Origin of the sequence: Paenibacillus sp. MMS18-CY102, assembly GCF_009789195.1 — a bacterium.
Taxonomy (GTDB): domain Bacteria; phylum Bacillota; class Bacilli; order Paenibacillales; family Paenibacillaceae; genus Paenibacillus_T.
Map to the genome: position 1 here is coordinate 57,477 of NZ_WSTC01000005.1, position 20,493 is coordinate 77,969.

17 protein-coding genes are annotated in these 20,493 nt (G+C 51.4%); 1 reads left to right on the forward strand and 16 read right to left on the reverse strand.

Annotated features, from left to right (window positions below; translation table 11 throughout):
- Window position 1: 1 nt before the first annotated feature.
- The 15 genes from spoVE to GON22_RS05075 all read right to left on the reverse strand — a co-directional run bounded on the left by spoVE (window position 2) and on the right by GON22_RS05075 (window position 18,519).
- Window positions 2-1,099 carry a stage V sporulation protein E gene (gene spoVE / locus GON22_RS05005; protein ID WP_160395016.1) on the reverse strand — a complete coding sequence of 366 codons (1,098 nt, stop codon included), beginning with the start codon at window positions 1,097-1,099 and terminating at the stop codon, window positions 2-4.
- Window positions 1,100-1,144: 45 nt separating this feature from the next.
- Window positions 1,145-2,623, reverse strand: a complete 1,479-nt coding sequence (gene murD / locus GON22_RS05010) for a UDP-N-acetylmuramoyl-L-alanine--D-glutamate ligase (RefSeq protein ID WP_160395017.1) — start codon at window positions 2,621-2,623, stop codon at window positions 1,145-1,147.
- A gap of 119 nt (window positions 2,624-2,742) precedes the next feature.
- The gene (mraY, locus tag GON22_RS05015) at window positions 2,743-3,705 is read right to left on the reverse strand and encodes a phospho-N-acetylmuramoyl-pentapeptide-transferase (RefSeq protein WP_160395018.1); all 963 of its coding nucleotides are present in this window, start codon (window positions 3,703-3,705) and stop codon (window positions 2,743-2,745) included.
- Between the two features lie 15 nt (window positions 3,706-3,720).
- Window positions 3,721-5,151: a UDP-N-acetylmuramoyl-tripeptide--D-alanyl-D-alanine ligase gene (locus GON22_RS05020; RefSeq protein ID WP_160395019.1), complete on the reverse strand. Its 1,431-nt coding sequence runs from the start codon at window positions 5,149-5,151 to the stop codon at window positions 3,721-3,723.
- Window positions 5,148-6,635, reverse strand: coding sequence for a UDP-N-acetylmuramoyl-L-alanyl-D-glutamate--2,6-diaminopimelate ligase (locus tag GON22_RS05025; protein ID WP_160395131.1), 1,488 nt, complete (start codon window positions 6,633-6,635; stop codon window positions 5,148-5,150). Before GON22_RS05025 ends, GON22_RS05020 begins: the two co-directional genes overlap by 4 nt.
- A gap of 73 nt (window positions 6,636-6,708) precedes the next feature.
- The gene (locus GON22_RS05030; protein WP_160395020.1) at window positions 6,709-8,697 is read right to left on the reverse strand and encodes a stage V sporulation protein D; all 1,989 of its coding nucleotides are present in this window, start codon (window positions 8,695-8,697) and stop codon (window positions 6,709-6,711) included.
- Window positions 8,698-8,770: 73 nt separating this feature from the next.
- Window positions 8,771-11,020 carry a penicillin-binding transpeptidase domain-containing protein gene (locus GON22_RS05035; RefSeq protein WP_160395021.1) on the reverse strand — a complete coding sequence of 750 codons (2,250 nt, stop codon included), beginning with the start codon at window positions 11,018-11,020 and terminating at the stop codon, window positions 8,771-8,773.
- Window positions 11,021-11,028: 8 nt separating this feature from the next.
- Entirely contained in the window at window positions 11,029-11,442 is a 414-nt protein-coding gene (locus GON22_RS05040) for a septum formation initiator family protein (protein WP_160395022.1), read from the reverse strand.
- An 80-nt stretch (window positions 11,443-11,522) separates the two neighbouring features.
- On the reverse strand, window positions 11,523-12,476 hold the full coding sequence (gene rsmH / locus GON22_RS05045) for a 16S rRNA (cytosine(1402)-N(4))-methyltransferase RsmH (RefSeq protein WP_160395023.1): 954 nt from the start codon (window positions 12,474-12,476) through the stop codon (window positions 11,523-11,525).
- Window positions 12,477-12,518: 42 nt separating this feature from the next.
- Window positions 12,519-12,956 (reverse strand): division/cell wall cluster transcriptional repressor MraZ, encoded by a 438-nt coding sequence (gene mraZ, locus GON22_RS05050; protein ID WP_160395024.1) that lies wholly within the window; start codon window positions 12,954-12,956, stop codon window positions 12,519-12,521.
- A 212-nt stretch (window positions 12,957-13,168) separates the two neighbouring features.
- Entirely contained in the window at window positions 13,169-14,440 is a 1,272-nt protein-coding gene (locus GON22_RS05055) for an adenosylhomocysteinase (RefSeq protein WP_202113095.1), read from the reverse strand.
- 43 nt (window positions 14,441-14,483) lie between these two features.
- A complete protein-coding gene (gene bshC / locus GON22_RS05060; RefSeq protein WP_237179025.1) occupies window positions 14,484-16,199 on the reverse strand; it encodes a bacillithiol biosynthesis cysteine-adding enzyme BshC in 1,716 nt (571 codons plus the stop codon).
- A gap of 170 nt (window positions 16,200-16,369) precedes the next feature.
- The gene (locus tag GON22_RS05065) at window positions 16,370-16,765 is read right to left on the reverse strand and encodes a DUF3397 domain-containing protein (RefSeq protein ID WP_160395026.1); all 396 of its coding nucleotides are present in this window, start codon (window positions 16,763-16,765) and stop codon (window positions 16,370-16,372) included.
- Window positions 16,766-16,783: 18 nt separating this feature from the next.
- Window positions 16,784-17,764 (reverse strand): ketopantoate reductase family protein, encoded by a 981-nt coding sequence (locus GON22_RS05070; RefSeq protein WP_160395027.1) that lies wholly within the window; start codon window positions 17,762-17,764, stop codon window positions 16,784-16,786.
- 107 nt (window positions 17,765-17,871) lie between these two features.
- Window positions 17,872-18,519, reverse strand: coding sequence for an RsfA family transcriptional regulator (locus tag GON22_RS05075; RefSeq protein ID WP_160395028.1), 648 nt, complete (start codon window positions 18,517-18,519; stop codon window positions 17,872-17,874).
- Window positions 18,520-18,790: 271 nt separating this feature from the next.
- Here GON22_RS05075 and GON22_RS05080 point away from each other — a divergent pair, with 271 nt between their 5' ends.
- Window positions 18,791-19,027, forward strand: a complete 237-nt coding sequence (locus tag GON22_RS05080) for a DUF2626 domain-containing protein (RefSeq protein ID WP_006036332.1) — start codon at window positions 18,791-18,793, stop codon at window positions 19,025-19,027.
- 90 nt (window positions 19,028-19,117) lie between these two features.
- Here GON22_RS05080 and GON22_RS05085 read toward each other — a convergent pair whose 3' ends face one another.
- Complete coding sequence (locus tag GON22_RS05085) at window positions 19,118-20,386, reverse strand: class I SAM-dependent methyltransferase (RefSeq protein WP_160395029.1); 1,269 nt, start codon at window positions 20,384-20,386, stop codon at window positions 19,118-19,120.
- Window positions 20,387-20,493: the final 107 nt, after the last annotated feature.

Sequence of the window (20,493 nt, forward strand, 5' to 3'; positions counted from 1 at the left end):
GTCACCTCGAATAACGGGATATATTTAATAAAATGCCAAGCGCCGTTAGAAGCAGCGTGAGCGATGAGCCGCCATAGCTGACTAGCGGCAATGTAATGCCTGTTACCGGCATCATGCCGATAACGACACCGATGTTAATGAGTACTTGTACGCCGACGATGCCAATAATTCCTGCCGCCAGCAAGCTGCCAAAAGTATCCGGTGCAGCAATTGCCGTCCGAATGCCACGCCATACAAGCACCAGAAATAGCCCAATGAGAAGCGAGCCCCCAATAAAGCCTAGCTCTTCTGCAAGAATCGAGAAAATAAAGTCCGTCTGCGGTTCAGGCAAATAATTGTACTTCTGGCGGCTCATCCCGAGCCCCAGCCCAATAAGCCCGCCAGGGCCTACTGCATATAGCGACTGAATCGATTGGTAACCAGCGCCAAGCGGATCTTGCCATGGATCTAGAAAAGCCGTGATGCGCTGAAGCCGATAAGGAGCTACGGCAATCAGCCCTACAAGCCCTGCTACACCTACAAGCGCAAGCGAGCCCAGATGGGACAGCTTCGCACCTGCTGTATATATAATAAGCAAGGAGGCGCCGACCATAACCGCACCTGTACCTAGATCCGGCTGCAGCATGATCAGCCCGAAAGCTGTTCCCATAAAGGCGAGCGGCGGGAGCAGTCCCCGCTTAAACAGCGTGATTTGCTGATGGTTATCTGACAGCCAGCGAGCTAGAAACATGACCATGGCAAGCTTCATAAACTCAGAAGGCTGTATGCCGAATGAGCTGATGCCAAGCCAGCTGCGGGCTCCGCCACGAACGACGCCGATTCCGGGGATAAGCACCATAATTAGCAAGCCAAAACAGATGAGCAAGCCGATGCCCGCCCAACGTTTCCATATGGTGTAGTCCAAATTCATCGTAAAAATCATCGCGCCGATGCCCAGTGCAGCAAAGAGCATTTGGCGCTTTACGTAGTAGAACTTATCGCCGAAATCATGAAAGGCGAGTACAGCGCTGGCGCTATACACCATAATAATGCCGATCGTCAGAATCAAAACAATCGAGCCAATCATCCATACGTCCGGGGCGGACCGAGCTTTAGCCATCGCGCTGACACCTCTAAACCGTAAATAGTAGGGACATGCCCCCTATTACAAGGTATGCGCCGATTGTTTAAAAATGCGCCCGCGTTGCTCATAGGATTTGAACATATCCCAACTAGCGCATGCAGGCGACAATAACACGACATCGCCCGATTCGGCCAGCGCGGATGCACGCCGTACCGCCTCTTGCAATGTCGCTTCGGCGTCACCCTCAGGTTCGACCGTTTCGACTGCTGTTAAACCTGCCAGCTGTGCCACATGTGCAAGTTTGCCACGCGTTTCGCCGAGCGTCACCGCTGCTTTGAGCTGTGCGAACCATGGCAAGAGCTCCATGTAATCAGAGCCGCGGTCAAGCCCGCCAGCGATCAATATGATCCGATCTAACGGGAACGACTTTAACCCCACAATCGTAGCTGCTGGATTCGTAGCCTTGGAATTGTTGTAATACGTGACGCCATTGCGCTCACATACATACTCAAGACGGTGTTCGACGCCTCGGAACTCGCGCAGCGGCTCTTGCAGCTTAGCAATCGAAGCACCTGACGCAATGGCTGCTGCAATGGCTGCCATCGCATTCGCCGCATTATGCTTGCCCGGAATGCCTAGCTCATCAACTGGAATGATGCTCGTTGTAACGCCTTGCGCATCCCGATAAACAACATGGCGCACTGGCGTATGAGAAGATCCTTCAAACGCGGTATCCTCTGCAGCCGAACGCGCATTGCCCTCGGGCTGTTCAGGTTCAATCTCATAGGGCGGTTCAATATAAAGCCCTTTATCCAGACGCTGCGTTAACGAGAATGGCAGCAGCTGGCTGTTTAATTGCTCGGCAATCGTACGGCAGATAGCATCGTCCCAGTTAAGAACCGCAATATCATCTGCAGTCTGATTGGCGAACAGCTTTGCCTTAGAGGCTACGTAATCTTCCATGCCGCCATGATAATCAAGATGCGTCTCGACAACATTCAGCAGCAGCGCCACATGCGGGCGAAACGACGTTGTGCCCTTAAGCTGAAAGCTGCTTAGCTCAGCAACAAGCGTATGGCCGGCATCAGCCTCCTGCGCTGCTTCACATAGCGGTGTCCCAATATTCCCTGCCACGATGGGCTTCATTCCAGCTGCTTGCAGCAGCTCGCCAATCCAAGTCGTTGTCGTCGTCTTGCCGTTAGACCCTGTGATCCCGATAATCGGGGCAGGCGACAATAAGTACGCGACCTCCACTTCGGTAACAATTTCAATTTCGAGCGCTTCAGCCTGTTTTATCGGGCTTGCAGTATAAGGAATGCCTGGATTTTTCACTAATAAAGCCGTATCTGCCGTTACAAGGTCTTCGGGGTGATAGCCACAAATAACGGTAACGCCTAATGCTTCAAGCTCACCTGCTTCTGGGCTTAGCTCCCGCTCCTTCATATCGTTGACGATTACATTCGCGCCCAGCGCATGAAATACTTTCGCTACGCTAACGCCGCTTCTTGCAAGTCCGAGCACGATCACGCGCCGGTTCCGGTATGATGCCGGATGCTCCATAGCCAAAGACCTCTCTCTCTATCCAACTCTTAAGATCATCTGAAAACGGCTTCGCCGTCCTCTCGGCTAGCGAAAGGACGGCGCCGTTATTCGGTATCCGTTCGTAATTTCCAATCCCTCTAAAAGACGTTGCCGAGGACGAGACCAACAGCTGCTAGAATGAAGCCGACAATCCAGAACGTCGTGACGACTCGCCATTCAGACCAGCCCGACAGTTCGAAGTGGTGGTGAATTGGGCTCATTTTGAATACCCGCTTCCCACGCAGTTTAAACGATCCGACTTGAATGATAACCGACAGCATCTCGAAGACGAACACGCCGCCGACGACAATCAGAATGAGCTCCATCTTGGTGAGCATAGCTACTGCGGCTAGTCCCCCGCCTATGCCCAATGACCCTGCATCTCCCATAAACACCTTAGCTGGATGTACGTTAAACACGAGGAACCCAAGCACAGCGCCTACCATCGCAGCCGAGAAAACCGCAGATTCATACTCGCTTACGCTTAACGCGAGAATCGTGAATGCGCCGAATGCGATTGCACTTGTGCCGGCAAGCAGCCCGTCAAGGCCGTCCGTGAAATTGACCGAGTTGCTCGTCGCAAACATGATGATGACGACAAAGACATAATAGAACCAGCCAAGATCAAAGGAAAAGTCAGTTCCAGGAACCCCTATTTCTGTACTGTGGCCCATTCGATTAAACAGAATGCAGACGATGATGCTGAACAACAGTTGGCCTGCTAGCTTCTGCCTAGCGGTCAAGCCGAGCGAACGTTTGAATACAATCTTAATATAATCATCTAAGAAGCCTACTAGTCCAAATCCGAGCGATGCGACAAGCAGTACCCAGAAATCTGCTGTTTTGTCTGCAAACTTCAAGAAGGCAAGCAGCAGAGCCAGCATAATAATAATCCCGCCCATTGTAGGCGTTCCTTGTTTCTTCAAATGGCTTTGCGGGCCGTCCGTCCGAATCTGCTGCCCAAATTTCAGGCGACGCAGGAGCGGAATGAACAAAGGCCCGAACAGTACCGCTAGTAGAAACGATGCTCCGATTGTCAGTAAAATGACCTTAATGTCCATATTCTCACCCCCTCGTCAATTCTCTAAAGCTTGGACGACCTGCTCCATACGCATGCCACGGGAGCCTTTCACAAGCACGAGATCATCGGCATGCAACTGGCTTCGCAGCCACGCTGTTAATTGCTCTTTGTCCTCAAAATGCCGTACATCGTCCGCACGGCCGGCAGCTGCGAAAGCCTCCGCTGCTCCATCTGCAATATATTGCGCAAGCGGTCCCCATGTGAGTACGGCATCTGCCTTTTCTGGCGTCACATACGCCCCGATTCCACGATGCAGCTCCGCTTCCTCCGGGCCTAGTTCGAGCATGTCAGCGAGCACGACCCACTTCCTCCTATAGCTGTCTAGCTCAGCGACTAAGTCGACTGCTGCCCGCACAGCGGTAGGATTGGCGTTATAAGCATCATTCAGTATCTTCGCCCCATTAAACGCAGTCACCGGTTGAATGCGCATGCCCGTCATCGTAACAGTAGCCAGACCTTCACGGATCTTAGCCACAGGTACGCCAAACCGATAGGCAACCGCAATTGCCGATAATGCGTTCATCACATTATGAACACCAGGCACAGGCAGCGTTAAGCCGCGCAGTTGCTCAGCGTCCTCGCCAGGCAGCAACGCCGACACAGCATCGAAAGCAGATGAATCCGAGCCGATCTGGACGTTTGCTGCTGACCATTGGCAATCCGCTGCATTGCCGAATGGCACAAGCTCCGTCCCTTCCGGCAGTTCGATCTGTGCAAGCCGTTCCCGAAGCAGCGGCTCGTCGCCATTAAATACTAGTGCGCCTCCTGGCAGCAGTCCCGCTACAATCTCAAGCTTCGCTTCCGCAATGCCCGCACGCGAGCCAAGCTGCAGCATATGCGCATCGCCCACGTTCGTAATGATTGCAGCATCTGGCGAAGCAATCGTCGATAGCAGCTCAATTTCGCCAAAATCGCTCATGCCCATCTCAAGCACCGCAATTTCGACCGTTTCATCAAGCTGGAGAATCGTCAACGGCACGCCGATATGATTGTTCAGATTGCCAGCTGTCTTGTGGACACGGTACATTGTGCCAAGCACAGCGGCAGTCAGGTCCTTCGTTGTTGTTTTGCCATTGCTGCCTGTAATTCCAATAATGCGGATGTTAAGCTCTTCACGGTAAGCCGAAGCAAGCCGTTGGAGAGCTGATAGCGTGTCCGGCACTAGCACAAGCGGCGCTTCCGCCAATTCGTCCGGTACAGGACAGCCCTCTTCCCACAGCGATCCAGCCGCCCCAGCAGCTAACGCCTGTGCAGCAAATTCATGCCCGTCGAAATTTTCTCCGATTAATGGCACATATAACTGGCCGGGCTCAACTGCCCGGGAATCCTTCGTTATGCCGTTGATTGCAATTTGTGCATCCCGTTGCCCGTTGGCCAGCGTCCCTCCGCACATTCGAGCGATTTGCCCTAAATTTCGTCTTATCACGATTTCGTTCCCCTTATCGCTTCTTCCGCCACGAGCCGGTCATCGAAGGAAAATGTTTCTTTCCCAATTTCTTGATACGTTTCGTGGCCTTTCCCCGCAATCAATACTACATCGCCCGGGCTTGCCATTTCAACCGCTTTTTCAATCGCATGCCTTCTGTCTTCGATAAGCATATATCGATCAGATGCAATGCCATCCGCCTTCAGCCCTTCTTCTACATCGAGCAAAATCGCATGCGGGTTTTCTGATCGCGGGTTATCGCTTGTGATGACACATACATCAGCATACTTCGCTGCAATGCTTCCCATAATCGGGCGCTTCGTCCGATCCCGGTCACCGCCACAGCCGAAGACACAAATGATACGGCCTTCTACGAATTCCTTAACGGTGCGAAGCACGTTTTCCAGCCCATCCGGCGTATGCGCATAATCGACGATGACAGCGTATGGCTGCCCTGCATCTACCGATTCCACGCGGCCAGGAACGCCTGGCAAAGCTTCAAGGCTTTGCTTGATCGCCTCTATGCTGATGCCCTCAAGCAATGCAACCGACGTAGCAGCCAGCGCATTGTACACATTGAACTTGCCAACCATCCGGATCGAAATATCAGCCCCGCCGCGGAACGTTTCCAAGCGGAATGTCGTGCCTCTCGACGTTATTCGAATGTTGCTTGCGCGAACATCCGCTTCACGGTCTATTCCATATGTAAGAACCTCAACTGCTGCTGCTTTCGCAAACGTTTCTGAAGCTGCATCATCTGCATTCAACACCGCATAGCTGCGCTCTGCCTCCGCCTCGCTATACGTGTTGCCAAGGCGTGAAAACAGCAGTGATTTTGCCGCCGCATACTGCTCCATGGTCCCGTGATAGTCGAGATGGTCTTGCGTAAGGTTCGTAAACACGCCAATGCGGAAACGGCAGCCCCACACTCGCCCTTGATCCAGCGCATGGGAGGATACCTCCATTGCACAGCTATCCACGCCGGCATCCGCCATCGCGGCCAAATACTGCTGGAGCTGCAGCGCTCCCGGCGTCGTGCCCGACATCGGAAGCGTCTTGCCCGCATAACGCGTTTCAATCGTACCGATTACGCCAGCTGATTGCCCGGCGTCCGATAGAATGCGTTCAATCAAATACGTTGTTGTCGTCTTGCCGTTCGTTCCCGTCACGCCGATTAGGCGAAGCTTTTGGCTTGGATGATCATAGAAGCGGTCCGCGATGATCGCCATCGCCAAACGCGAATCCTTCACAATTAATTGTGGAATAGCAACGTCTAGCTTGCGCTCAACGATAAGCGCAGCAGCGCCCTTGGACGCCGCTGCTGCTGCAAAGTCATGCCCATCTACTTTATGGCCGGGCAGACAGAAAAATAATGTACCTGGCTGAACGGAGCGAGAATCGTTGTCTAGTCCGGTTATTTGTACATTGCCGTCGCCTTCTAGCTTTGCGGCAACAAACCAATTTGCGATTTCATTCAATGTCATGATCATGATGAGCATCCCTCCGTCTCGTTATTACACTATTATGCGCGTTTCGAACCGAAATTCAAATCAAAAGTCATTCCGGGCTGGCAGATGGCGGTTCTCCGTTTCCATGCTGATGCGGCTGGGCGCTTTCACTTAAACTCGCTTCACTGCCGAGATAAATCCGGATGGTCGATCCCTTCTCCACACGAGCGCCAGCAGCCGGTGCCTGCCGGATGATCGTTGTGCCTGTGCCAGCCGTGCTTAAGTTGAAGTTCATATTCATGTCTTCATAAATATCAGCTACCGTCTTGCCTATTAAATTCGGTACAGTGACAATTTTATTCTCGCCCAGCTTGTATTCTTTATCAATCTGCTGCGTGCGCGGCGGAACGCCGAGATAATGAAGCGAATCTTCAAGAATATTGCGAACGATTGGCGCTGCCACGACGCCGCCGAATTGAATGCCCTGCGGATTGTCGACCGCCAGGTAGACAACGATCTGTGGATCATCAGCAGGAGCGAAGCCTACGAACGATACGATATGCTCATTCGGCGAATAACGGCCGTTAATAACCTTTTGCGCCGTACCGGTCTTGCCGCCAACCCGATACCCGTCGATGAACGCATTCCCGCCTGTCCCTTGCGCTACGACGCTCTCAAGTGCCTCACGAACCTGCTTAGACGTTGATTCGCTAATGACGGTGCGTACGGCTTCTGGATCAATCGATTCTACCGTCTCGCCTGTATCTGGATTAATCCAGCCTTTGGCGACATGAGGTTTATAAAGGGTTCCGCCATTGATGGCTGCCGCTACAGCGGCAATCTGTTGGATCGGCGTTACGGATACGCCTTGGCCGAATGCGGTTGTCGCCAACTCAACCGGGCCTACGCGGCTCAGCTTGAACAGAATGCCGTTCTCTTCTCCGCTAATATCGATGCCCGTTTTCTTGCCGAAGCCGAAGTTGCGAATATAATCGAATAGCGTTTCTTTCCCTAAACGTTGGCCCAAGGCGACGAAGCCGGGGTTACACGAGTTTTGCACAACTTCCAAGAATGACTGGCTGCCATGCCCGCCCTTCTTCCAACAGCGCAGCCGTGCGCCGCCCACTTCGACAGCGCCAGGATCGAAGAACCGTTCGTTCTTAAGATCGACCTTCTTCTCTTCAATGGCCGCTGCAAGCGTGATGATCTTGAAGGTAGAGCCCGGCTCGTAGGTCATCCATACCGGCAAGTTACGATTGTACACTTCGGTCGGGACATTACGGTATTGGTCTGGCTGGAAGGTCGGCCGGCTGGACATGCCAAGCACTTCCCCATTTTTGGGGTTCATCGCAATCGCAATAATGTGATCCGGATGAAGCTTTGCCATCGCTTGGTCCAGTTCCCGCTCCATTATCGTCTGAATTTGCTTGTCTAGCGTGAGCTGGAGGCTTAACCCATCCTTCGGCGCATGGTACGTATCGCCAGAACCTGGCATCAGGTTGCCGGCAGCGTCTGATAGGTACGCAATGTTGCCGGGAATCCCCTTCAGGTTCTCGTCATATTTTGCTTCAATTCCCGTAAGACCCTGATTATCAATGCCCGTGAAGCCTAACACATGGGCAGCGAGACTGCCATAAGGATAATAACGCTTATTGTCTTCGCCAATGACGATGCCCGGCAGCGCAAGCGCTCGAATCTGCTGCGCTTTCTCTAATGTCACTTTACGCCCGCCGGGCTGTAACTTAACGTTCGTCTCTTTCTTCTTCAGCATCGGCAGCAGCTTCTCCGGCGTCATGCCGAGTAATGGCGCTAACGCTTTGGCCGTGCCTTCCTTGTCCTTAATTTGAACAGGAATCGCCCAAATGGTCGGCGAGCTAATATTATAAGCAAGCCGTGATCCGTTCCGATCCAAAATTTCGCCCCGCTTAGGCGTGAACGGCACTTCCCGGCGCCATGAATCTTCCGCTTTAGCTGACAGATCTTCACCCTTCACGAGCTGCACGTAAGCTAGTCGGACAATTAAGCCCCCGAATGCGATAATGCCGCATAATAATGCGATAAACATGCGCCTTCGCACGGTTACATTCGATACTTTCACTATCGTTCTCCTCCTCCCGACCTTACGAAAATCGTATTCGGGACAAGGGAGCAATAGAACAAGCCCGCGTCCGTTAAGGACTGCCGGGCTTGCTGGATTTATCGCTTTCCGCTCCAGATGCCTTGTTATCAGCATCAGTTTTGCTATCAGCAGGAATATCCTTTACATCCGGTGACAGAACGAGTTTCAGTACACGTTCGCCATTCTGTTTCGTTATCGTTTGCGAAACCACGTATCCTTGCCCTTCGGTAACCGTACGAATATCTAGCAGCGTGCTCACTTCCATCGCATCCCGCAGTGATGATCCAACCATGTTCGGCACTGCGAGTTGGTCGCGTTTCTCAGTAATGAGATAGACGCGTTGGGACAAGGAAATAACCGTCCCTGGGCTCGGGATTTGCTGTAGCACAGTCGCCCCCTTGCCTGCAACCTCGTATTGCAACCCGTTTTTGTCCAGCTTGGACTTAGCATTCGCAAGATTCATTCCGCTGTAATCCGGCATCGTCATCGTAGGCGACTTGCCAGCTGCGACCGCTTCTTCCGAAACGCCATCCGGATACTGCGGCTTCACGCCCATATAGCGCAGGCTTTGCTGAACGATTTCTTTGAATACCGGTGCTGCCGCTTTGCCGCCGCCTGCATCTTTATCGTTCGGCTCATCGATAACGACGTAAACGAGAATTTTCGGATTTTCTACCGGCGCGTAGCCGATGAACGACATAACATACTTTTCATTGGAATAGGCTCCGATTCCGCCTTTTAATGTATTATCCCATTTTTGCGCTGTACCCGTCTTGCCGGCAACCGTATAGCCTTCGATATAAGCATTTTTGCCTGTGCCAATATCCTTGTCGGATACGACCTGCTCCAAGTACTCGCCCACCTTGCGCGATGTTTCCGGCGAAATGACTTGCCGAACGACTTCAGTTTTACGCACCTCAACCGCTCCCGTTATCGGGTCTTCAATCTGCTTAATAATTTGTGGCTTTAACAGCTTGCCTCCGTTAGCTACAGCAGCAACCGCAGCTACCTGCTGGATCAACGTAACCGAGACCCCTTGCCCGAACGTTGCATTTGCGTAGTCCCGAGGAAATTGCAATCGAATTCTGCCAGCCAGTTCCCCCGGCATTTCGACACCTGTCTTTACGCCAAACCCGAAATTCGTAATATAGCTAAGAAGCTTCTCCTCACCAAGCCCCTCGTAGCCAAGGTGGACGAAAGCAACGTTACTGGAGCGTTTCAGCCCTTCCAAATAAGTGATTGACCCCCAGCCGCCACGTTTGATGTCCCTGATAACTTCGTGATGCCCGATATCGATCTGACCAGACATGTAGCTAGCATTGGGATCAAATATCCCTTCTTGTACGGCAGCAGCCAGCGTGACGATTTTGAACGTTGACCCCGGCTCATATAAGGAGCGAGTCGCATGGTTATAGAAGCCACTCGTCTCCTGTGTCCAATACACATTCGGATTCGCGCTCGGCAAATTCGCCAAACCTAAAATCTCCATCGTGTTCGGATCAACCGCAATAGCCGTGATGCTCTTTGGCCGATAAGTATCATTTGCCTTCTGAATCGCTTGCTCCACATAATTCTGAATTTCAGAATCGATGGTTAACGTTACGTTCTTGCCATCCCGTGAAGGTTTATAGTCGAGTTTCCCACTGTCCAGTTGGATGCGGTTTCCATCCTTCTGATACTTTCGGTAACCATTCTCGCCCTTCAGTTCATCGTTAAAGAATGACTCCAAACCCGTTTTTGCATCGCCTTCCTTATCCACATATCCGATTAATTGTGCAGCCATGCTGTTTTTCGGATAATAGCGTTTCGTCTCATCGATCAAATAAATGCCAACGTCAACGCTCTTCGTCGCTTTTTGCAATTCCAACTTGTAAGCGTCTATTTTATCACCCAATAATTTGTCTATCTTCCAACCTTTTGGGCGAACCTCTCTCTGCGGGTATAAGACACCGTTATTTTTTGCTGTCGCAATCGCCCTCATATCTGATTCTGACATGCCTAGCAACTGCGCTAGCTTCGAAGATACCTTGTCTGAAATGCCTAGCTTGTCTAGCTGCTTGGGGCTAACGGCCACCGTATACGACTTTCCATCCATCGCCAGCACATTGCCATTTCGGTCCAGCAGCTCGCCGCGCTTGGCGACGAGCTTCTCGGATGCCGACCAATACACCTCTGCGTTGCCTAGCCAGAAATCTGCTTTCACTACCTGTACCCAATAGAGGCGGCCAATGAGGATAACAAAAAGGAGGGTTACGAACCCTCCGATCATGAAGATCACACGCAATTGTATTCTTTTTCTCATCTTGTCACCTAGTTTCTAGCGGTCTGCGCCGACTCGGTGTTTTTTTTGCGAACGGTTATCTCTTTGCCTTTGTCATCTGCCGGAAAAGAATAACCTAGCTTCTCAGCCTGCTTTTTGAAATTATCAGGGCTCTTCAACGTCTCGACTTGCTGCTGCAATTCTTGGATATCCGTAGCTAGCTTCGATTGCTCATCGGCCATCTTTTTCGTGTCATATTTAATTTGATACACATCCGCATAACGAAAAACAATAAAAAATAGAACGAGCACAACACCAACAATCGTTAATAAATACCTCAATTTTTCCCCCATTGGCAGTGTACGTTTCGTAACAACCGTACGTGTCGTTTCCCGGACGACCTGCTTCTGTTGTTCATGCTTACGCTTGGGCTGCAATGCCAAGTTCCCATTCGTGTAAGGCATGATGATCCCCCCTTTAAAATCCCGCTCAACTGGATCGACGACATGCTCTATATGTTTTATTCATTGTGTCCGAAATTAGATTAAAGCTTTTCTGCTACACGCAGCTTGGCTGAACGGGCGCGAGGATTTACCTCAAGCTCTTCATCGCTTGGAACGATCGGCTTCCGGTTCACAAGCTTAAGCGTGCCTTTCCCGCCGCATACGCATAACGGAAAATCTGGCGGACAACTGCACTTTTCTAAGTACTTCGCAAACGTTTGCTTGCAAATCCTGTCCTCCAGCGAGTGGAACGTAATGACGGATGCACGGCCGCCAGGCTTCAAACACCGTATCGCCTGCTCCAAAGCATCCTCTTCCGCATCAAGCTCATCGTTCACCGCGATGCGCAGCGCTTGGAACGTACGCTTGGCCGGATGCCCGCCCGTACGGCGTGCAGCAGCAGGAATGCCTGCTTTGATTAATTCGACGAGCTCGCCTGTCGTTTCGATCAGCGCCTTCGCTCTTGCAGCACCGATTTCCCGTGCAATTTTGCGCGCAAACTTCTCTTCGCCATATTCCATTAGAATGCGCGCGATGTCGCGCTCGTCCCATGTATTGACGATGTCGCCTGCTGTTAGCCCGATATCCCTGTCCATCCGCATGTCGAGCGGTGCATCGTGGTTATAACTAAACCCACGCTCCGCTTCGTCAAGCTGCGGGCTAGATACGCCGAGATCGAACAATATGCCGTCTACTTGCGGAACGCCATCCTTCTGCGGGACGCCCTCACACTCGAGCAGACGCTGTTCTAGATAACGGAAGTTGCTTTTGATTAACGTGACTTTATCCATGCTGGATGCGAGTCTAACACGCGCATTATCGTGCGCCCAATCATCCTGGTCAAATGCGATCAACCGACCGCCAACACCTAGCCGGGATACGATCCCCGAGCTGTGGCCTGCACCGCCTAGAGTGCAGTCGACGTAAATTCCATCCGGCTTAACGGCTAATCCATCGATCGCCTCTTCCATGAGCACTGTAACATGTTGAAACACGCGGTAGGCCTCCCATTCCTGCTGTTTATTCTAGCTGATCATCTAAAAGTTGATATCAAAATCGACGAGCTTTTCGGCGATTTCATTAAATGCTTCCTCAGACTGCTCATAATAGCCAGCCCACGTTTCCTTGCTCCAAATTTCCACGCGGCTCGAAACGCCTAGCACGACACATTCCTTGTCCAGCTTCGCGTACTCGCAAAGATGCTTCGGCAAATTTACCCTTCCCTGTTTATCCAGCTCGCATTCGGTCGCCCCTGAGAAGAAGAACCGCGTAATCGCACGAGCGTCCGACTTCATTAGCGGCAGCGCTTTAAGCTTCTGCTCAAGCACACTCCACTCGCTTCTTGGATACACGAACAAACAGTTATCAAGGCCTCGCGTAACGATGAAGGTGTCGCCAAGGGATTCCCGGAACTTCGACGGAATAATGATGCGGCCTTTGTCGTCAATGCTGTGTTGATGCTCACCCATGAACACGACCGCTCCACCTCTCCCCCTAAGTCCTCCACATCGCCCCACTTTTCACCACTAAGTCACACTTATTCGCCACCTATCATAAAACTCCTTCTCAACTAACGTGATTAAATCATAAATTTTATGTGATAAAACATTAATTACGTAGAAGGCCACAACAAAAAGACGGATCGCCCAATGGTGATCCGTCTTAAGTCCTACTTCTATAGTCTTGATTACTCGTGGGAGCTCCAGCTTTCCAAGTAAGCCTTCTGCTCATCAGTCAATGCATCAATGCCAATGCCAAGCGATTCCAGCTTCAAACGAGCCACTTGCTCATCGAGATGATAAGGCACGTTCGCCACTTTGCTGCCCAACGACGCATATTGTTCGTTTACGAAACGAAGCGCCAATGCTTGCAACGCGAACGTCATATCCATAATTTCAGCTGGATGCCCGTCACCAGCTGCAAGGTTGACCAGGCGCCCTTCTGCGAGCAGATAGATGCTGCGGCCGTCCTTCAGTTGGTATTCCTCGATATTTTTGCGTACCGTACGAATATTCGTCGACAGCGCCTCAAGTTCTGGCTTGTTAACTTCAATATCGAAGTGGCCAGCATTGGACAAGATAGCGCCGTTTTTCATCACTTCATAATGCTCGCCGCGGATAACATCACGGTTGCCTGTTACCGTTACAAAGATGTCTCCCACCTTAGCCGCATCGATCATTGGCATAACCGCGAAGCCGTCCATGTATGCTTCAACCGCTTTGATTGCATCGATTTCGGTTACAACAACGTTCGCGCCGAGGCCCTTTGCACGCATCGCTACGCCTTTGCCGCACCAGCCATAGCCGACGACAACAACCGTTTTGCCCGATACAACAAGGTTCGTCGTACGATTAATGCCATCAAATACCGATTGGCCTGTGCCATAACGGTTGTCGAACAAATGTTTACAGAACGCATCGTTAACAGCAACCATTGGGAATTGCAGAGCGCCTTCCTTCTCCAATGATTTCAGGCGAATAATGCCCGTCGTTGTCTCTTCTGCGCCGCCACGGATGTTAGGGATCAGGTCTTGGCGTTCGGAGTGAAGAATCGTTACGAGATCGCCGCCGTCATCGATAATGAGGTCTGGCTTCGTATCGAGTGCTTTGAGCATAAGCGCTTTGTACTCGGCAGGCTCTGGATTGTATTTCGCAAATACCGTTACGCCGTCTTCGACCAATGCCGCGCAGACATCATCCTGCGTAGAGAGCGGGTTACTGCCCGTAATCGTTACTTCTGCTCCACCGGCTTTAACAACCTTCGCCAAATAAGCCGTTTTCGCTTCCAAGTGGAGGGCGATCGTTACTTTCAGGCCTTTGAACGGCTGGTCTTTCTCGAACTGCTCGCGAATCCGGTTCAGTACCGGCATATGTGCGCTAACCCAATCGATTTTCAAATGTCCTTCTGGCGCAAGCGCCATGTCTGCTACGATACTTGTTTGTTTTGCATCAATACTCAATGATTCCACTGCCCTTCTTATTCATTTTATTTAATAATGAAAGTTATAAATACACAATGCGATGGCCGCCATTCGGATCATACGGCAGTTCCAGCAGCTTCTCCAGCCAGCTGGAGCCATAGCGGTTCCAATAAGCTGTCATGTTTAATACACGCTCTTGGGGCTTCCCAGCAGGCCACAACGCAGCCCCTATTCGGTCCCAATGCCGGATGGACGCTTCATTGCTTTTACGGAATGCATCCGTCGTACGGGCTTCTAGAAACGCGATCTGCTCAACGATTTTGTTCATATTCGTCGTACCGAGCGCCTTCAAGCCTGCTTGCACTTCAGCTGCCAGCTCTACCACTGGCTCGTATAGCGCAGTAAATTCCCGTTTCACCTCAGCGAATCGATTCGCGATATCGAATCGGTCCTGCTCCGCCAGCCAAGCCTGCTTGCGCTCCTCGAATCGGACGGCGACATCCTCGAACGTTAGCCCATATTTGTCCATATGCTTAGCTACCGTACCTTCGACAAGCGTAAATGACATACGCGGCACAAGTATTGGCATTTCCATCCCGCAGCGGCGGAACGCTTCGCCCGTCTGCGCCCAATATGCAATTTCTCCAGGGCCAAGAACAGCGCCCAAGACAGGCAGCACATAATCTTGCATGATCGGCCGCGTTAATACGTTGTTGCTGAATTGCTCTGGATTGCTTTCAGCCAAAGCCAGCAGCTCATCCGAGCTCCAGAAGGCTTCGCCTTTCTTATCCGTGAAACCGCCGTCACGCTTATAGAGCAGCACGCGGTCCCCTGCTTGCCCGGCACCTTGGCTCTCTGGCCGGAACAAGAATAGATTGGCACAGCCTGGCACCGCAGCAGCTTGCGTGGAATAGCCCAGCGCTTGCACTTGTTTGCCAGCTTCCGCATATGCAGCTTCCAACGCATCATTATCGCTGAGCATCCTACGGAACATCGGCGACTCTACACGGCGAAGCGCCGCATCATCGGCTTCAAGCAGCACAAGGCCTTCCTTGCCAAATAGCCATGCGAGGATCCGGGCAAAAACGTCACTTAGCGTGACGCCCTCTCCGATCCACGAACGAAGCTTCTCCAGCATGGGCTCTTTAAACTCCGAGCCAGAGAGCTGCCCTTCCAGATCAGAGATCGCCGCTTCCCACGCTTCAAGCCCCAGCGCCGTACGGCTCACTGACGTTCTCGGGCCTTCTGGCCTTGCTACTGCAAGCTTTCGAACGCCTTGTTCGGATGACACGGCAATATGATTGGCTTCATCCCAATCATGATCCTCGCCCGCGATCCAAAATACAGGGACAACAGGCTTGCCGAGTATGGACGATGCATGCTTGGCTGCACTTATGACAGTAACAGCCTTATGTATAACTAGAAGAGGTCCCGTCCACAAGCCGGCCTGTTGGCCGCCCACGACGACATATGCACCTTGTTCGATTACATCTAGTTGAGACTCTGTTTCAGGAGACATGCCAATTCGGGCATTATAGCTGCGCAGTGCCTCAGCGGCGTTAGACGCTGGCACGCGCATCCCTGCCGATTGATCAAGCCGCTCTGCTCGCGCGAGCCACGCTTGTTTGACAGAAGGATGGCCGCTATGCAGCAACGAGTCCAACCGGCTGTCTGTACGCTTCCCATAAGCTTCGCTCAGAGGCTGTGAAGAAGGAAACTCGTAATAATCCGTAGATGTCATTTCTTTAATCAGCCCTCGATCCGCATCAAAATGGGTGGTAAGCCACGAAATGCGCATCTGCGCTTATTCGCTGAATTTGGCTTGCCATAACTCCCATTGTACACAATCGAACGGCGCAGCGTCAAAGCAACAGCCTATAAAAATGCCCAAATAAAAAGCCTTCCCGCAGGAAGGCCCATTCAATAACGGCCGATTCAGCCGCTCAGCGCGCCATTACGTTATTACGATTACATCGGCGCGAGCAGCACTTTGCCAATCCCAATAAACATAAAGAGCACGTAAAGTACACTCATAAACAAAAATCCGATGCGCCACACCGCGCGAACAACCTTCTTCGTATCAACGGCGCCCCGCTTTCTAAATTGCATATTGCCGATGAAGCCGCCTAATAAAAGAAGCACTAATAAAATTAAATATAAGCCAAAATCACTAACAAATATGTAGTCATACAGCACGGCAACGCAACCGATCAACAAAACGGTCGTAACATCCATCGCGATTCCGAACGCTTTTTTGCGGTTATTGCTGTAGGCACCGTATGCCCAATAAATAATGGCGAACGGAACGACCGGAATGACCGCAAGGAACGCATAAATAAGCCGAACGCTCTCCCATAACCACATGCCTGCCGTCCCCTCCCCTTATTTCATTAATGCCTTCACCATCGATACGGCCGCCGCATTCAATGGGGCTGTTAAACCGAGCTGATCTGCCAGCCGGCAAACGCCGCCATTAATCCAACCGACTTCCGTTACCGACCCGCGCCTGATATCCGCCAACATAGACGAAACGTTTTGCGCTGTTCGCTCGCATACCAATAGCAGTTGATCCCAGCTATCGGCATCCCCTTGATCCTGGTAACCCGCGGCAGCCAACACGTCATAAGTCTCTTTATGAAGCGCACGCATCAGAGATCGCCGTGCTGAGTGATTAGGCAATGCCCCGTTTTGCACATCATAAATAGCTGTTAATGGATTAATAACCGCATTGATGAGCAATTTCTGGTAAATGCGATTACTCATGTCATTCGACAGAATCGTTGTAAATCCTGCCTTCTGCAGCATGTCCACCAACATTTTTTGCCCGGATTCCTGCGCACTCCCGTCTAGTTGCGTCGATCCGCCGCGAATCGCTGTTGCGCCCGCCTCAATATCCCCTATGTACAACTGTCCCTCGCCCGTATGCTCAACCGTTCGAGGATGATGGCGAAGGGCGCCTTCCGTCGTAACGCCCGCTAATACGATCCGTCCTGGCAAGGCAAGCTTCAACTTCTCCATATGCCCAATCCCATTCTGCATGCCAACGACCACATCGCCGCTCTGCGTGATGGAAGCAATATGGCTCAACAAACCGTCCGTGAGCTGTGGCTGTTTAACCGTCACGAACACAACGCTTCGGACTTGCGATAACTTATGGTTAACCTGATGCTTGTCCATTACAGCAAAAGCAGCGACCGGTACGGCATGCACGCAATCCCGTTCGACGAATTCGATTCCTTCTTCCGCTAATAGCGCTGCTTGCTTGTCCGTTCTCGTCCAGATCGTCACATCATGCGCTGCCATCGCTAGCCTCGCTCCAAATAAGAGGCCAATCGCCCCGCCGCCTACGACCATTACACGCATGCTGCCACTCTCCCAACCTGTTGATGGTTTATATCCTTCTATCCTAACGCAAAAGCGCCCTTCGCATCTACTCATGCAAGGGGCGCTTCTTAGGCAAGGCCATTAAATTATTCAATGCGTTCCAAATTCCCGTTCGCATCCATTTTAAACCGCTGCTTCTGTTCCTCTTCTTCACTCAGTACAGTTAAGCGACGCGCTCGGTCCATAATCTGGATAAGGGTCTTATAATCATCATTAACCGTCCGATAATCCGTTTGCACATTCGATACTTCACTTGAAAGCCGTTGATTCTCATCGCGAAGATCAGCAACCTCTTCCTCGCGGTCAAGCAAATCTTTCTCCAACAGCTTCACTTGGCGTTGCAGCTCTTGGTAGGCACCGCGCCATTGCCGCAAAAACCGAATAATGCCCTCTATCGTTATACTCTCTTCGGAAAGCGTCTCGTGCTTTATCGCTTTCGAATCCTCGTCTACAATCGATAGAGACGAGACATGCGGTGCCGCCACAAGCGATTGTTTCTTCAAATAATTGCGTTTCTGCCGTTGCTGCTTCGCGATCTGGATCGCATCTTCATAACGCTTGCGTACGCAGCTGTTCCAGCGGAATCCACAAGCAGCCGAGGTTCTTCCGATCCGCTCGCCCACCTCCTCGAAGGCACCTAATTGTGTGCCCCCTTCACGAATATGCCGTAGCGTTACCTCAGCTAGGATGATATCATCATCCGCACTCCACGCATCTTGTCTGACTGCTGTCATGCTACCCAAACCTCCTAACGTTAAAGGCGCTTAATTATCTCTATGCCCTTGGTAGAATTCATAGAATCTATCGGATACTATTTCTTATATCCATTTTTTTCTGTGCTCATACATGATTGTTAAGGCAAATGCACAAACTTATAAAAGACACGCCTGCCGCGCGTCCATAAAAAAGTTTCCAGATTGTCGTGGATACTGTTTACACTGCTTGTACGTAACGTTATAATTGGCAATAGAAAAAAAGGTCGAATGAAAGAGAGGGGGATGGGGAATGGCACGCATGTTTCGAGTTCTCGGCTTTTGGACGTTAGTGATTGCACTGATGTCGTTTGCAGGAGACATGACCGAAATGTCGCTCTTGTTCTTCATGCAAGCCGCCGCGTTCATCTTGCTCGGCTATCTGAACTTCTCAGAACGTACATACATATTGATGTTCTGGGGCTACATGGTCGTATCGTTTGTAGGATTCAGTTACTGGACCGTATTCAAAATGGGACTCCCGTTCTAATACAACTTCAGACGAATGACACCATAGAAAAAACAGCCGGAATCTCAAGATTCCGGCTGTTTTTTTGCTGCACGCCTTCTAGCCCATCTGTTATGCCCCATTACTCGCCCATCGGAACGAACCTTTCGTCAACACCATCACTTTGAATGTCTCGCTCATGTTATCCGACAGCAGCAATTGCCGAATCGCACGGTTGCGTTTGGCTGTTTCGCTAAACGGGTCACGCCCCGCATCGTCAGACAACAGCTGCAAGATGCCCTCATCGAGAAGAAATTGCTTCTGGGTCTCCATATAAGCAACTTCCCAGCCCGCTCTACGAGCCGCACGCATCATTGCAGTGAAATTGATATGCGCGGTCAAATCCTGCTCGCCTGGCGCAAGAAACGGATCATCATGCGCGATATGCCGCTTATAACAAAGCAATGTTCCTTTCATGCGATGCTCAGCACGGTATTCTTCCGCTTCGTGCCCATAATCGAAGATGAGCAGCATGCCATTCCGAATCACTTGCCCCATCTGGGCAAGCCACGCTTCGGCAGCCAAATTCATTTCGGTCTCCTGCCCCTCCAGCAGCGGCACGCCATCCGCCTCAAGCGAAGCTGCAAGCGCCGGAGTGCTTAATGGCATATAGGCGTAGCCAAACATGGCCGTCGGCTGCTTGCCTTCGCCTAAAGTGCTGCCTTCTAAATTTGGATGGGCATATACGCCAAGCTCCATCAGATTGCCTTCGTGCATGGCAATGCGGTGGACGGGCATTGCGTCCAGCAGTTCATTTGCAGCGACCATCACGATTGCATCTTCCGCCAAATCCTTTAAATATCCGGCTGCTTCTGCTGAGCCCATATGCTGGACCGATGCTGGTTCAAGGCCTTTCCCGGAAATGAGCTGATTTACCCTAGATCGGGTTGCCGCTACATGATTCAAATGGTCATCCACGGTAAAAAAATGAATCGAAGCGAGCCACTGCGGCGCTTCACTCACCCAATAATCGAGCATGCGCCCTGACATCGCTCCAGCCCCTGCCCCCCATTCCCCTATATGGACATTCGCCCCATCACCTTGTTGGATCGCCGCTAGCTCCCGCAGCCTTCGGGCCCACAGCTCCCCCATTAAGCCGCCAATCGCAGCACTCGTATAAAAATCGCCATCTGCGCCTGTACGAACATCGCCGCTGCGATAATAGCCCCACTGCTCATCATATAAACAAATTTCCATATACCGTTGGAATGGAATAGCTGTACAGGAGACAGGCAACTGTACGCCCTCTATAGGGCAAGGGATGGCAGATACGCCCTCCCTCCCAATTGCTTCTCTTATTTTCTGGCCCATCGTTGCTTTCGTTTCCAATCTATCGCTCATATTTGCACTTCCCCCTTGAGATTAATGAGATATAATAGGAGAATTGGAAGCATACATTGAATAAATGCTTGTCTCATGCACATTAGGGGCAATGATGGCGAATAAGG